Annotated in this window: 15 protein-coding genes; 10 read left to right on the top strand and 5 right to left on the bottom strand. The window is 71.8% G+C overall.

What is annotated here, in order from left to right:
• Positions 1-84: 84 nt before the first annotated feature.
• On the bottom strand, positions 85-216 hold the full coding sequence (locus RI578_RS05200) for an LPFR motif small protein (RefSeq protein ID WP_274595154.1): 132 nt from the start codon (positions 214-216) through the stop codon (positions 85-87).
• Between the two features lie 94 nt (positions 217-310).
• Positions 311-1,180, bottom strand: a complete 870-nt coding sequence (locus RI578_RS05195; protein WP_310869952.1) for an SCO6745 family protein — start codon at positions 1,178-1,180, stop codon at positions 311-313.
• Positions 1,181-1,316: 136 nt separating this feature from the next.
• Here RI578_RS05195 and RI578_RS05190 point away from each other — a divergent pair, with 136 nt between their 5' ends.
• Together RI578_RS05190 and RI578_RS05185 are read left to right on the top strand one after the other, a co-directional pair.
• Positions 1,317-2,285 (top strand): GlxA family transcriptional regulator, encoded by a 969-nt coding sequence (locus tag RI578_RS05190; protein WP_310869951.1) that lies wholly within the window; start codon positions 1,317-1,319, stop codon positions 2,283-2,285.
• Between the two features lie 41 nt (positions 2,286-2,326).
• The gene (locus RI578_RS05185; RefSeq protein WP_310869950.1) at positions 2,327-2,962 is read left to right on the top strand and encodes a DJ-1/PfpI family protein; all 636 of its coding nucleotides are present in this window, start codon (positions 2,327-2,329) and stop codon (positions 2,960-2,962) included.
• On the opposite strand, the gene RI578_RS05180 is transcribed toward RI578_RS05185, so the two are convergent.
• Positions 2,949-3,716 (bottom strand): enoyl-CoA hydratase/isomerase family protein, encoded by a 768-nt coding sequence (locus tag RI578_RS05180; protein WP_310869949.1) that lies wholly within the window; start codon positions 3,714-3,716, stop codon positions 2,949-2,951. The two genes, RI578_RS05185 and RI578_RS05180, sit on opposite strands and share 14 nt — an antisense overlap.
• 204 nt (positions 3,717-3,920) lie before the next feature.
• Between RI578_RS05180 and RI578_RS05175 the strand changes: the two genes are divergently transcribed.
• On the top strand, positions 3,921-4,373 hold the full coding sequence (locus RI578_RS05175) for an ATP-binding protein (RefSeq protein ID WP_310875671.1): 453 nt from the start codon (positions 3,921-3,923) through the stop codon (positions 4,371-4,373).
• 6 nt (positions 4,374-4,379) lie between these two features.
• Here RI578_RS05175 and idi read toward each other — a convergent pair whose 3' ends face one another.
• Both idi and RI578_RS05165 read right to left on the bottom strand, forming a co-directional pair.
• Complete coding sequence (idi, locus tag RI578_RS05170) at positions 4,380-4,973, bottom strand: isopentenyl-diphosphate Delta-isomerase (protein ID WP_121750211.1); 594 nt, start codon at positions 4,971-4,973, stop codon at positions 4,380-4,382.
• Positions 4,974-5,285: 312 nt separating this feature from the next.
• Positions 5,286-6,224 carry a cation diffusion facilitator family transporter gene (locus RI578_RS05165; protein ID WP_310869948.1) on the bottom strand — a complete coding sequence of 313 codons (939 nt, stop codon included), beginning with the start codon at positions 6,222-6,224 and terminating at the stop codon, positions 5,286-5,288.
• Between the two features lie 466 nt (positions 6,225-6,690).
• Here RI578_RS05165 and RI578_RS05160 point away from each other — a divergent pair, with 466 nt between their 5' ends.
• The 7 genes from RI578_RS05160 (at position 6,691) to RI578_RS05130 (ending at position 13,796) form a co-directional block, all read left to right on the top strand.
• The gene (locus RI578_RS05160) at positions 6,691-8,553 is read left to right on the top strand and encodes a DUF5941 domain-containing protein (RefSeq protein WP_310869947.1); all 1,863 of its coding nucleotides are present in this window, start codon (positions 6,691-6,693) and stop codon (positions 8,551-8,553) included.
• Positions 8,550-9,302, top strand: a complete 753-nt coding sequence (locus RI578_RS05155) for a sugar phosphate nucleotidyltransferase (protein ID WP_210961008.1) — start codon at positions 8,550-8,552, stop codon at positions 9,300-9,302. The genes RI578_RS05160 and RI578_RS05155 overlap by 4 nt, the downstream gene beginning before the upstream one ends.
• On the top strand, positions 9,290-10,351 hold the full coding sequence (locus RI578_RS05150; RefSeq protein ID WP_310869946.1) for an iron-containing alcohol dehydrogenase family protein: 1,062 nt from the start codon (positions 9,290-9,292) through the stop codon (positions 10,349-10,351). The genes RI578_RS05155 and RI578_RS05150 overlap by 13 nt, the downstream gene beginning before the upstream one ends.
• Positions 10,329-11,108: a CDP-alcohol phosphatidyltransferase family protein gene (locus tag RI578_RS05145; RefSeq protein ID WP_310869945.1), complete on the top strand. Its 780-nt coding sequence runs from the start codon at positions 10,329-10,331 to the stop codon at positions 11,106-11,108. Before RI578_RS05150 ends, RI578_RS05145 begins: the two co-directional genes overlap by 23 nt.
• A gap of 8 nt (positions 11,109-11,116) precedes the next feature.
• A complete protein-coding gene (locus RI578_RS05140) occupies positions 11,117-11,989 on the top strand; it encodes a glycosyltransferase family 2 protein (protein ID WP_121750216.1) in 873 nt (290 codons plus the stop codon).
• A 96-nt stretch (positions 11,990-12,085) separates the two neighbouring features.
• On the top strand, positions 12,086-13,015 hold the full coding sequence (locus tag RI578_RS05135; protein ID WP_310869944.1) for an ABC transporter permease: 930 nt from the start codon (positions 12,086-12,088) through the stop codon (positions 13,013-13,015).
• Positions 13,008-13,796 (top strand): ABC transporter ATP-binding protein, encoded by a 789-nt coding sequence (locus RI578_RS05130; RefSeq protein WP_310869943.1) that lies wholly within the window; start codon positions 13,008-13,010, stop codon positions 13,794-13,796. Before RI578_RS05135 ends, RI578_RS05130 begins: the two co-directional genes overlap by 8 nt.
• The last annotated feature ends 203 nt before the right edge of the window (positions 13,797-13,999 follow it).

Here is a 13,999-nt window from a genome sequence, read left to right as displayed (position 1 = left end):
CGGCAATTGTGGCAGGTGGTGCCGACAATCGGGGATCAGGGCACCACCCGGCCCGGTCGGGAACGGGTCGCGCCGGACGCGGTGTCAGACCCGACGGCCGCGGGTCGAGGACGAGGCCCCGCCGAAAAGCCGGGCCAGGGCCCGGAAGGGAAGCGTCACGACGGTGGCGATGGCCCCACCGATCTGGCGCAGCACGTCTGCGATGGCACGGAACACGAAAAGCCCCTTTCCTCTCCCGGCCGCTGCGGCCGGAAGTCCTACGGGTACCTCCGGATCGGCCGGACATGCCCGTCGGCGGGGCCGGACCTGGTCAGCGCTTGCCGAGCAGATCCGCCGGGAAGGCGCCGGCGCCCAGCGCCGTACGGGCGAAGGACGTTCCGAGCTCCGTCAGACGGGCCACGCCCTCGGCTCCGAGGTGCGCGTAGGGGGCCGCGTCCAGCCGGTCCGTCTCCCGTTCGATCTCGTCGCGCAGTGCCACACCCCGCTCGCTCAGCTCGCCGGCGTCGTCGATCAGGCCGCGGTCGCGCAGCCGGTCCGTCGCCGCCTCCCACTCCTCCTGGGTCCAGCCACGGGTGGTGAAGATCCACTTCGGCGCCATGCCCTTGCCGGTCGCGGTGTGCGTCACCAGCGCCTCCAGGCCGTCGAGCCCCGCGGCCAGCAGCGCGGCGAGGTGGCCGTCGCCCCGGTGCTCGCGCAGCAGGGTCGCCGCGTGCCAGAACGCCAGGTGCGGCGCGTCGGGCACGGGCAGGTCCGCGTGGGCGGAGTACAGCGGACGGGCACTGCGGGAGCAGCCCTCGGCGGCGCGCAGCGCCAGACCGGCGGCCTCCGACATCTCCGCGGACGCCAGGGTCTCGTCGCCGAGCAGGCGGCGCAGGGTCGCGTCGACGGCACGCGCGCGTGCCGCCAGGACCTGTGCCGGGGTGGCGGTCTCCCACACCGCGGGCACATGCCGGGCGACGAGGTCGTGCTTGTAGTTGTAGAACGTCGCCGTCACGGCGCCGGCGCCGACCGGCCCCAGCGCGGCGGCGCGCACCGCGAAGTTGACGGCCCGGGGATCGGTGACCCCGAGGTCGCCCAGTTCCCGCCCCAGGTCGGGCGAGAAGTAGTGCGTCGAGTGCAGCGAGTTGAGCGCGTTGTGGCAGCGGCGGCCGGCGCGTGCGTCGATGGCGGCAGTGGTCATGCCACGCACGTTACCAACCGCTCAGTACGTCCTCCAGGTGTCTGCCGCGGGGCCCGCTCCGAGCGCGGGACGCATGGCAGGAAAGGTGGGGTACTCGTCATTGCGGCCATCGCCGGTCGGGCGAAGAATCGACGGCATGGCGCAGCGAACCGTCCGTACCGTACTGGTCCTCCTGTTCGACGACGTCCAGAGCCTCGATGTCACCGGCCCCGCGGAGGTCTTCGCGGGCGCCGAGCAGCACACGCCGGGGACGTACCGCATCCGTACGGCCTCGCTGGACGGCGCGCCCGTGCGCACCTCCAGCGGCCTGACCGTCGTACCGGACCTGGCCCTCGCCAAGGCGCCCGTCCCGGACACCCTGATCGTTCCCGGCGGCCTGGGCTCCCGGGACCCCGGCCCGCGCCTGGTCGAGTGGCTGCGCGGCCACGGGACGCGCGCCCGGCGCCTGGTCTCCGTCTGCACCGGGGCGATCCTGCTCGCCAGGGCGGGGCTGCTGGACGGCCGCCGCGCCACCACCCACTGGGCCTACTCCGACCGGCTCGCCCGCGACCACCCGGCCGTGGACGTCGACCCCGACCCGATCTTCATCCGCGACGGCCACGTCGCCACCTCCGCCGGCGTCACCTCCGGTATCGATCTCGCCCTCGCCCTGGTCGAGGAGGACCTGGACCGGGACGCCGCCCTGACCATCGCCCGGCACCTGGTGGTGTTCCTGCGCCGACCCGGGAACCAGGCACAGTTCAGCGCCCAGCTCGCCGCCCAGACCGCCCGGCGTGAACCCCTGCGCGAGCTCCAGCGGTGGGTCGCCGAGCACCCCGGGGCCGATCTGAGCGTCGAGGCCCTCGCCGACCGGGCCGGCCTCTCGCCCCGCCACTTCGCCCGCGCCTTCCGCGCGGAGACCGGCACGACACCCGGCCGGTACGTCGACCGGGTCCGCGTCGAACACGCCCGCCGGCTGCTGGAGGACACCGGTGACGGCGTCGAGGAGATCTCCCGTTCCAGCGGCTACGGCACGCCGGAGGCCATGCGCCGCGCCTTCGTCAAGGCCCTGGGCACCTCACCGGCCGAGTACCGCCGCCGCTTCCGTCCCGCGCCCGTCCACTGAGGACGCGACCCCGCTCGCCGAGCGAGCCCGAAAGGAAACACGTGCAGATCGCCATCGTGCTCTTCGACCGTTTCACCGCCCTCGACGCTGTGGGTCCGTACGAGATGCTGAGTCGCATACCGGACGCGGAGACCGTCTTCGTCGCCGAGCGGACCGGCCCGGTCCGCAACGATTCGGGGAGTCTGGCGCTGACCGCCGACCGGACCCTGGCGGACGTGCCGAACCCGGATGTCGTCGTCGTGCCGGGCGGCCCCGGCCAGGACACGCAGATGGACAACGAGACCCTGCTGGACTGGCTGCGCACCGTCGACACCACCAGCACCTGGACCACCTCGGTCTGCTCCGGCTCCCTGCTGCTCGCCGCCGCGGGACTGCTCACCGGCCGCCGTGCCACCTCGCACTGGCTGGCACTGAGCCTCCTCGAACAGTACGGCGTCGAGCCGACCGGGGAACGGGTGGTCACCGACGGCAAGTACGTCACCGCGGCCGGTGTCTCCTCCGGCATCGACATGGGCCTCGCGCTGGTCGGCCGCATCGCCGGCGACGAGCACGCCCAGGCGGTCCAGCTGCTGACGGAGTACGACCCGCGGCCGCCCTACGACGCGGGGTCCCCCGAGAAGGCACCCGCGCATCTCGTCGAGGAGTTCCGCGTGAAGAACCGGTTCATCCTGACGTAGACCCGCTCGGCGGCATGCTCCAGCCGAAACGCGGCTGCCTGCGCTCCAGGAAGGCGGCGACCCCCTCCGCGGTGTCGCCGCTGCCGCGCGCCTGGGCGGCCCAGTACGCGTCCCGGTCGGTGCGCCCGTTCGCGAACTCCTTCGCCGCGGCCTGCGTCAGCTGCGAGCGCGACGCCAGGACCCGGGTGAACTCCGCGACCCGCTTGCCGAGTTCGCCCTCCGGCAGCACCTCGTCGACCAGGCCGGTGCGCAACGCCCGCCCGGCGTCGATCAACTCCCCCGAGAAGAGGAGGTACTTCGCGGTGGCCGGGCCCGTCAGCGCCACCAGCCGCCGGGTGGAGGACGCGGAATACACGACCCCCAGCTTGGCCGGGGTCACCCCGAACAGCGCCGACTCCTCGGCGAACCGCAGGTCGCAGGCGGCCGCCAACTGAGCCCCGCCGCCCACGCAGTGACCGCGGATCGCCGCCAGCGTCGGCTTGGGGAAGGCCGCGAGGGCCTCCTCGGCCCGAACGGCGAGCCCCTGCGCGTCCTCCGCCGGCTCCCGCAGGGTGGTGATGTCGGCCCCGGCGCAGAACGTGGCTCCCTCACCGGTGAGCACCAGCGCCCGCACCGCCGGGTCTCCCGCCAGGGCGTCGAGCAGTTCGGGCAGCGCCCGCCACATCGCGGCCGTCATGGCGTTGCGCTTGGCCGGATGGTGGACGACGACGGTGGCGACCGAGTCGGCGACCCGGTGCAGCAGCTGGGGCTCCATGCGCCGGATGTTATCCGCCGACCCGTTGGGTTCACGCGGCCGGTGCGAGCGGGACAGGAACGGTCCCACAACTGACCGTGTCATACGCCAACGATCAGAAGTGCTCGATACCAGCTGACTTGTGTTCAGTCATCCGGAGCGGAGCGACGCGTTACCAACACTCAGGGTGTGGTGACAATCGAGCCCAGGGGTGGCGACCGGACGATGGACGAGACCGGGCCCGCCGGGCCGCTGCCGTACGAAGGCGTCTGGCGGTTCACCGCCCCCGCCGTGGACGCGTCGGTCCCGCAGGCGCGGCACGCCGTGCGGGACCTGCTGGTGCGCCAGGGCGTGCCGGTCTCCGACGACGTGACCGAGGGCCTGCTCCTGATCGTCTCGGAGCTGGTCACGAACGCCGTCCGGCACGCGGCGGTGCTGTCGCCGGTGCTCGCCGTGGAGATCGCCGTCGGGCCCGAGTGGGTGCGGGTGTCCGTGGAGGACAGCCACCCCTACCGCCCGACCGCCCTGGAGGCCGATCACGGTCAGACGGGCGGGCGCGGGCTGCTCCTGGTCCGGGAGATCACCCGGGAGGCGGGCGGGGCGTGCGACGTGGCCCACACGGCGAGCGGCGGCAAGGTGATCTGGGCCGCCCTGCCGCTCAAGCACGCCCTGCGGTAGGCGGGCTCACCAGCCGGCGGAGGGGCCCGTCAGCTCGCGGACCGCGGGCCGGGCCGCGTCCAGCACCGTCATGAACCACGCCGAGAAGGTGTCCTTGCCGTGCCGTTCGGCCAGCTCGGCGGGCGACACGAAGGCCGTCTCCGCGACTTCCTCCGCGTCGGGCCGCGGCGCTGCCTGCACCAGGCCGACGAAGAGGTGGTTGTACTCCTGCTCGACCAGCCCGGAGGCCGGGTCCGGGTGGTTGTAGCGCACGGTGCCCGCCTCGGCGAGCAGCGAAGGGGAGACGCCCAGCTCCTCGTACGTCCGCCGGGCCGCCGCCGCGAAGGGCGCCTCGCCGGGGTAGGGGTGACCGCAGCAGGTGTTGGACCACACGCCGGGGGAGTGGTACTTGCCCAGCGCCCGCTGCTGGAGCAGCAGCCGGCCCCGCTCGTCGAAGAGGAACACGGAGAAGGCGCGGTGCAGCCGCCCCGGCGGCTGGTGCGCGGAGAGCTTCTCCGCGGTGCCGATCGTCACGCCGTTCTCGTCGACCAGTTCCAGCAAAATCGCGTCTGCGGTGCCGTTCGACGAACTGTGCGTCGCGGTGGCAGGAGTGATCGGCATACCCATCCTTCACATCGGTCCTCGCGCCCCAAGTGTGCCGTACGAATCCGGCACTCTCGGCACTTCCCGGCACTCCCGCATGTCCCGCGCGGCGGCGCGGGCGGCGGTCGCCACCGGTCGGACGCCGAGGAAGGGCCCGGTTGATCATCGTGCCCGGCGTCGCGGACCGGGAACCGTCCACGGCGTGACCGGAAGGAGTGCCGCGGGGGACGGGACCGGGGCAGGACGTGAACGAACGGCGGACGGCCGCACTCCGCAGCGCGTTCCGGCGCGCGCACGCCCCCACCGCGGTTCACCGGTGCCACCGAGGCCTCAGTGGCACAACCTCGCCTCGTGCTCCGCGTGGCCGCTGGGCTCCAGCTGGAAGGTGCAGTGCTCCACGTCGAAGTGGTCGCCGAGGCAGCCCTGCAACTCGTGCAGCATCTTCTCGTGGCCGATCGCGCTCAGCGCCTCGCCGCTCACCACCACGTGCGCCGACAGCACCGGCATGCCCGAGGTGATGGTCCAGGCGTGCAGGTCGTGGACGTCCTCGACCCCGTCCAGCGCCAGTATGTGGGCGCGCACCTCGGCGATGTCCACGCCCTTGGGCGCGGCCTCCAGCAGCACGTCCAGGGTCTCGCGCAGCAGCCGCCAGGTGCGCGGCACGATCATCAGGCCGATGACCAGCGACGCGATCGGGTCGGCCGGCTGCCAGCCGGTGGCCAGGATCACCAGCGCCGAGATGATCACCGCAAGGGAGCCCAGCGCGTCCGCCGCCACCTCCAGGAAGGCGCCCCGCACGTTCAGGCTCTCCTTCTGGCCGCGCATCAGCAGGGTCAGCGACACCATGTTCGCCACCAGGCCGATCGCGCCGAAGACGACGGTGAGCCCGCCCGCGGTGCCGGCCGGTGTGATGAACCGCTCGATCGCCTCGTACAGGACGTAGCCGCCGACCCCGAGCAGCAGCAGACAGTTGGCCAGGGCGGCGAGGATCTCGGCGCGCGCGAAGCCGAAGGTGCGCCGGTCGCTCGGCGGCCGGTTCGCGAAGTGAATGGCCAGCAGCGCCATGCCGAGACCCAGGGCGTCCGTCGCCATGTGCGCGGCGTCGGCGATCAGCGCGAGCGAGTCGGCGAGCACGCCGCCGACGATCTCGACGACCATGACGAAGAGCGTGATCGCCAGCGCCACCCGCAGTCTGCCGCGGTACGCGGCCGTCGCCGTCCCGCCGGCCTGCGCCCCGTGCGCGTGCCCGTGATCATGCCCAGCCCCCATGAGAAGCAGCCTCCTGTATGTCCGGCATCCGGCGTCCAGAGCACAGTGAACTACGGGTAGGGGGTATCCGGCAACGCGGCACTGAACACCGTTGTCATCTGCCCTGACCTGCGGAAACGATACGCAGGTCAGAGCGTCACGACGTCCTGGACGGGCCGTCCGGGTGAGGTGGGCGGACGGCCGGGCAAAGGCGGCCCTGACCCTGAGCGAACGCCCGTCGACACTGTGCGATGTCCGCGATGCCCGGTCTGGGAGCGCGGTTTGTGGGGCGGGCCCCGGATCCACGATGATGATCGCGGCAAAGGCTGGTGCAAGTGGCGTCGACCGACCGTGAAACGGGCGGTGAACACGGCGTTCCAGCCATCCGATAGCCTCTGCCGACATGCCGCCCGGGTGCCGCAGGCACGGGCGTCCCACTATGCACAGGCCCGGCGCCCAGGCGTCGGCACCCAGGGAGTGAGTTCGGTTGTCGACCGCCATCCTCACCGGTCAGCCGGTCCCCGGTTCGTCGATCGAGAGCGAGCTGCGGTCCCTGGGCTTCGACGTGCGTCCCGCCGCCGACGCCGCCGACGCCGAGACGCTGCTGGCCCGGGTGCCGGCCGGTGAGCGGGTCGCCGTGGTCGACGCCCGCTTCGTCGGCCACCCGCACGCCCTGCGCCTCGGCCTCACCGACCCCCGCTTCCCGCTCGCCGCGATCCCCGGCGCCGTCACCGCCCAGCCGGACGCCCGCCAGACCCTGACCCGCGCGATGGCCCGCGAGAACTCCGGCCACGGCGGCACCGCCCGTGGGGGTGCCCCCGCGCGAGCGAAGCCGAGCGTGGGGGATGTCGACAGCCTCGCCGACCGGATCACCGCCGCCCTCGACGCCGACGGCGCGGGCGTCCACCGGCCCGAGCTCGGCAGCCTGGTCGCCGCCGTCCCCGCCGACCCCCAGGCCCGCAACGAGGCCCGGCAGGCCGTCGCCGGCGTCGACGATGAGGCCGTACGCCTGAAGTCGGCGGTCAAGGCCCGCGACGGTTTCGTCACCACCTTCCTCATCAGCCCCTACTCCCGCTACATCGCCCGCTGGTGCGCTCGACGCGGGCTGACCCCCAACCAGGTCACCACCGCCTCGCTCATCACCGCGCTCATAGCGGCGGGCTGCGCGGCCACCGGCACCCGCGGCGGTTTCGTCGCCGCCGGCGTCCTGCTCATCGCCTCCTTCGTCCTCGACTGCACCGACGGACAGCTCGCCCGCTACTCCCTGCAGTACTCCACGCTCGGCGCCTGGCTGGACGCCACCTTCGACCGCGCCAAGGAGTACGCCTACTACGCGGGCCTCGCCCTCGGAGCCGCCCGCGGCGGCGACGACGTATGGACCCTCGCCCTCGGCGCGATGGTCCTCCAGACCTGCCGGCACGTCGTCGACTTCTCCTTCAACGAGGCCAACGTCGACAGCACGGCCGCCGCCGCCAACACCAGCCCCACCGCCGCCCTCTCCGACAGGCTCGACAGCGTCGGCTGGACGGTCTGGGTGCGGCGCATGATCGTCCTGCCCATCGGCGAACGCTGGGCCATGATCGCCGTCCTGACCGCGCTCACCACGCCCCGGATCACCTTCTACGCGCTGCTGATCGGCTGCGCCTTCGCCGCGACGTACACCACCGCCGGCCGCCTCCTGCGCTCGCTGACCCGCAAGGCGACGCGCACCGACCGGGCCGCCAAGGCACTGGCCGACCTCGCCGACTCGGGACCGCTCGCCGAGGCCGCCGCCAAGGGCCTCGCGCGGACCGCCCGCCGGCTGCCCGGCTTCACCGCCCCCGCCGTCGCACTCCTCGGCGGCGCCGCCGTCGTCGCGACGACCGCGCTCACCGACTTCGGCGGCCCCTGGCCGGCCGTCGCCGCCCTCGCCTACGTCCTGACGTCCGCCCTCGCCGTCGCCCGCCCCCTCAAGGGCGCCCTCGACTGGCTGGTCCCGCCGTTCTTCCGTGCGGTCGAGTACCTCACCGTCCTGGTACTGGCGGCGAAAGCCGACGTGAACGGTGCGCTTCCAGCGGCTTTCGGGCTGGTTGCCGCGGTCGCCTACCATCACTACGACACGGTCTACCGCATCCGCGGCGACGCGGGAGCGCCGCCGCAGTGGCTGGTGCGGACGGTCGGGGGGCACGAGGGCCGCACGCTGGTGATCACCGTGCTGGCCGTGCTGCTCACCGCCTCACAGTTCAAGGTCGCGCTCACGGTCCTCGCCGTGGCCGTGGCTCTCGTGGTGCTCGTGGAGAGCATCCGCTTCTGGGTCGCCGCCCACAAGGTCGGCGCACCCGCCGTACACGACGAAGGAGAACCCGCATGATCGGCCTCGTGCTGGCGGCCGGCGCCGGACGCCGTCTGCGCCCCTACACCGACACCCTGCCCAAGGCACTGGTCCCGGTCGGCCCGGAGGGGGCGGAGGACAGCATCACCGTGCTGGACCTGACGCTGGCCAACTTCGCCGAGGTCGGCCTGACCGAGGTCGGGATCATCGTCGGCTACCGCAAGGAAGCCGTGTACGACCGCAAGGAGGCGCTGGAGCAGAAGTACGGCGTCAAGCTCACCCTCATCGACAACGACAAGGCCGAGGAGTGGAACAACGCCTACTCCCTGTGGTGCGGCCGTGACGCCCTCAAGGACGGCGTGATCCTCGCCAACGGCGACACCGTGCACCCGGTCTCCGTCGAGAAGACCCTGCTCGCCGCCCGCGGCGACGGCAAGAAGATCATCCTCGCCCTCGACACGGTGAAGAACCTCGCCGAGGAGGAGATGAAGGTCGTCGTCGACCCCGACAAGGGCGTCCAGCGCATCACCAAGCTGATGGACCCGGCCGACGCGACCGGTGAGTACATCGGCGTCACCCTCATCGAGGGCGAGGCCGCCGTCGAGCTGGCCGACGCCCTGAAGACCACCTTCGAGCGCGACCCGCAGCTGTACTACGAGGACGGCTACCAGGAGCTGGTCAACCGCGGCTTCAAGGTCGACGTGGCGCCGATCGGCGACGTCAAGTGGGTCGAGATCGACAACCACGACGACCTCGCCAAGGGCAGGGAGATCGCGTGCCTGTACTGACGAGGCTCATCCCGTCGCCGGTCGTCGTGGACATCCGCGCGGGCGCCCTCGACGACCTGGGATGTGTGCTCGCCGACGAGCGCATCTCCCACTCGGGCAAGCTCGCGGTCGCCGTCAGCGGCGGCTCGGGTGCCCGGCTGCGCGAACGTGTCGCCCCGTCGCTGCCCGGCGCCGACTGGTTCGAGGTCGGCGGCGGCACCCTGGACGACGCGATCAAGCTGGCCGGCGCCATGAAGGGCGGCCACTACGACGCGGTCGTCGGCCTCGGCGGCGGCAAGATCATCGACTGCGCGAAGTTCGCCGCGGCCCGCATCGGCCTCCCGCTGGTCGCCGTGCCCACGAACCTCGCGCACGACGGACTCTGCTCGCCGGTCGCCACCCTCGACAACGACGCGGGCCGCGGCTCCTACGGTGTCCCGAACCCCATCGCCGTCGTCATCGACCTGGACGTCATCCGCGACGCCCCGGTGCGGTTCGTGCGCGCCGGCATCGGCGACGCCGTCTCCAACATCTCCGCGATCGCGGACTGGGAGCTGGCCAACCGGGTCAAGGGCGAGCGGATCGACGGCCTGGCCGCCGCGATGGCCCGCCAGGCGGGCGAGGCCGTGCTCCGGCACCCGGGCGGCGTCGGTGACAACGACTTCCTCCAGGTGCTCGCCGAGGGCCTGGTCCTGACCGGCATCGCCATGTCGGTCTCCGGTGACTCGCGGCCCGCCTCCGGCGCCTGCCACGAGATCAACCACGCCTTCGACCTGCTCTTCCCCACCCGCGCGGCCTCCCACGGCGAGCAGTGCGGTCTGGGCGCGGCCTTCGCGATGTATCTGCGCGGTGCCCACGAGGAGTCCGCCCAGATGGCCGAGGTACTGCGCCGGCACGGGCTGCCGGTGCTGCCGGAGGAGATCGGGTTCACCCCGGAGGAGTTCTTCCAGGCGGTGGAGTACGCCCCCCAGACGCGGCCCGGCCGCTACACGATCCTCGAGCACCTCGACCTCAAAACCGACCAGATCAAGGACCTGTACGCCGACTATGTCAAGGCCATCGGTAGCTGAACTACGTCCGGTCGTCCACCCCGCGGGGGTGAAGGACCGGCGCAGCGGTGAGCACTGGGCGGGACGCCTCTACATGCGTGAGGTCTCGCTGCGGATCGACCGCTACCTGGTGAACACCAGGATCACGCCCAACCAGCTCACGTACCTGATGACCGTCTGCGGCGTGCTCGCGGCCCCGGCCCTGCTGGTGCCGGGGATCACGGGCGCCGTGCTCGGCGTCGTGGCGGTCCAGCTGTACCTGCTGCTGGACTGCGTCGACGGCGAGGTCGCGCGCTGGAAGAAGCAGTACTCGCTCGGCGGCGTCTACCTGGACCGGGTCGGCGCCTACCTGACCGACGCCGCGGTCCTGGTCGGGCTCGGCCTGCGCGCCGCCGACATCTGGGGCACCGGACGGATCGACTGGCTGTGGGCCTTCCTCGGCACCCTGGCCGCGCTCGGCGCCATCCTGATCAAGGCCGAGACCGACCTCGTCGGCGTCGCCCGGCACCAGACCGGCAAGGAGCCGGTCCAGGAGTCCGCGTCCGAGCCGCGCTCCTCCGGCATGGCGCTGGCCCGCCGGGCCGCCGGAGCGCTCAAGTTCCACCGGCTGATCCTCGGCATCGAGGCGTCCCTGCTGATCCTCGTCCTCGCGATCGTCGACGCGAGCCGCGGCGACCTGTTCTTCACCCGCCTCGGCACCGCCGTACTCGCGGGCATCGCGCTGCTGCAGACCCTGCTGCACCTGGTGTCCATCCTCGCCTCCAGCAGGCTCAAGTGAACGGGGCCATGAAGGTCGGCGCCGTCGTCATCACGATGGGCAACCGTCCCGAGGAGCTGCGCGCCCTGCTCGACTCGGTCGCCAAGCAGGACGGCGACCCGGTCGAGGTGGTCGTGGTCGGCAACGGCTCGCCCGTCCCGGAGGTGCCGGACGGCGTGCGCACCGTCGAGCTGCCCGAGAACCTGGGCATCCCCGGCGGCCGCAACGTCGGCATCGAGGCCTTCGGCCCGGGCGGCAGCGACGTCGACATCCTGCTCTTCCTCGACGACGACGGCCTGCTCGCCCGCACCGACACCGCCGAGCTGTGCCGCGAGGCGTTCGCGGCCGACGACGAGCTGGGCATCATCAGCTTCCGCATCGCCGACCCGGAGACCGGCGAGACCCAGCGCCGGCACGTCCCGCGGCTGCGCGCCTCCGACCCGATGCGCTCCTCCCGGGTCACCACCTTCCTCGGCGGCGCCAACGCCGTCCGCACCCGCGTCCTCACTCAGGTCGGCGGCCTGCCGGACGCGTTCTTCTACGCCCACGAGGAGACCGACCTGGCCTGGCGGGCGCTGGACGCGGGCTGGATGATCGACTACCGCTCCGACATGGTGCTGAACCACCCCACGACCGCGCCCTCGCGGCACGCGGTCTACCACCGCATGGTCGCCCGCAACCGCGTCTGGCTCGCCCGCCGCAACCTCCCCGCGCTCCTCGTCCCGGTCTACCTCGGGGTGTGGATGCTGCTCACACTGCTGCGCCGCCCCTCGCGACCTGCCCTGAAGGCCTGGTTCGGCGGCTTCCGCGAGGGCTGGGCCACCCCCTGCGGTCCGCGCCGGCCCATGAGGTGGCGTACGGTGTGGCGGCTGACCCGGCTGGGCCGGCCTCCCGTGATCTGACAAGCTCGTATCCGAGAGCGTCCCGGCCCGCCCGGGGCCAACAGGTCCATGCCAGGCCCGCGCGGCCGAGCATTCCGAAGACGAAAGTTTCCACCAGTGAGTGAGACAACGCACGACGGCACGGTCGCCATGACCAAGCCCGTGTCGCCCGACGAGGGCCTCACACCGGCCCGGCTCGCCGCCAAGTACGGGCTGTCCGTGAGCGGTGCCCGGCCGTCCCTCGCGGAGTACGTCCGTCAGCTCTGGAGCCGGCGCCACTTCATCCTCGCCTTCTCCCAGGCGAAGCTGACCGCCCAGTACAGCCAGGCCAAGCTCGGCCAGCTCTGGCAGGTGGCCACGCCGCTGCTGAACGCGCTCGTCTACTTCCTGATCTTCGGCCTGATCCTCAACGCGGGCCGCGGCATGGACAAGGACGTGTACATCCCGTTCCTGGTGACGGGTGTGTTCGTCTTCACCTTCACCCAGTCCTCGGCGATGGCCGGCGTACGCGCGATCTCCGGCAACCTCGGTCTGGTGCGGGCGCTGCACTTCCCGCGCGCCTCGCTCCCGATCTCGTTCGCGCTGCAACAGCTCCAGCAGCTGCTGGCCTCGATGGTCGTGATGTTCGCGGTGGTGATCGGCTTCGGCAGCTACCCCTCGCTGTCCTGGCTGCTGGTCGTCCCGGCGCTCGTCCTGCAGTTCCTCTTCAACATGGGGCTGGCGCTGATCGTGGCCCGGATGGGCGCCAAGACGCCGGACCTGGCCCAGCTGATGCCGTTCATCATGCGGACCTGGATGTACGCGTCGGGCGTCATGTTCTCCATCCCGATCATGCTGGAGGACCAGCCGGCCTGGCTGGCCGACGTACTCCAGTGGAACCCGGCCGCCGTCTACATGGACCTGATCCGCTTCGCGCTGATCGACGGCTACGGCTCCGAGCACCTGCCACCGCACGTGTGGGCGGTCGCGCTCGGCTGGGCCGTGGTCCTCGCCGTGGGCGGATTCGTGTACTTCTGGAAGGCGGAGGAGAGGTACGGCCGTGGCTGAGCAGCAGCAGGGCGAGCGGGTGCCGACGGTCATCGCGGACGAACTGCACATCGTCTACCGCGTCAACGGCGCCAAGACCGGCAAGGGCAGCGCGACCGCCGCCCTGAGCCGCATGATCAGGCGAGGCTCCGACGACGCGGCGCGGGGCGTGCGCAAGGTGCACGCCGTGCGCGGCGTCTCCTTCACCGCCTACCGGGGCGAGGCCATCGGCCTGATCGGTTCCAACGGTTCCGGCAAGTCGACCCTGCTGCGGGCCATCGCCGGCCTGCTGCCCGCCGAGCGGGGCAAGGTCTACACCGACGGCCAGCCCTCCCTGCTCGGGGTGAACGCGGCTCTGATGAACGACCTGACCGGCGAGCGGAACGTCATCCTCGGCGGACTGGCCATGGGCATGTCCCGCGAGCAGATCAGGGAGCGCTACCAGGACATCGTCGACTTCTCCGGCATCAACGAGAAGGGCGACTTCATCACCCTGCCGATGCGCACCTACTCCTCCGGCATGGCCGCCCGCCTGCGGTTCTCCATCGCCGCCGCCAAGGACCACGACGTCCTGATGATCGACGAGGCCCTGGCCACCGGCGACCGCAAGTTCCAGACGCGCTCCGAGGAGCGCATCCGGGAGCTGAAGAAGGAGGCCGGCACCGTCTTCCTGGTCAGCCACAACAACAAGTCCATCCGCGACACCTGCAACCGCGTGCTGTGGCTGGAACGCGGCGAGCTGCGCATGGACGGCCCGACCGAAGAGGTGCTCAAGGAGTACGAGAAGTTCACGGGCAAGTAGCCCGACACGCCGGGGTCGCGCAGGAACTGTCCCGCGTGGCCCCGCGTCGGCAAAGGAAACGTCAACTCCTGGCGTTCTCAGGAATCTTGAACCCGATCGGTGTGTTCTTGTGATGCGCGGAGGGCCCCGGCGAACCTCCGCGAGTTGTACAACGTAAGCTGTACCGGTCCCGAAACGCGGCACATGGGGCGATAATGCCCGAC

It is taken from the genome of Streptomyces sp. BB1-1-1, from assembly GCF_031597775.1.
Classification (GTDB): Bacteria; Actinomycetota; Actinomycetes; order Streptomycetales; family Streptomycetaceae; genus Streptomyces; species Streptomyces thinghirensis.
This window is presented reverse-complemented; position numbering and strand designations above follow the sequence as displayed.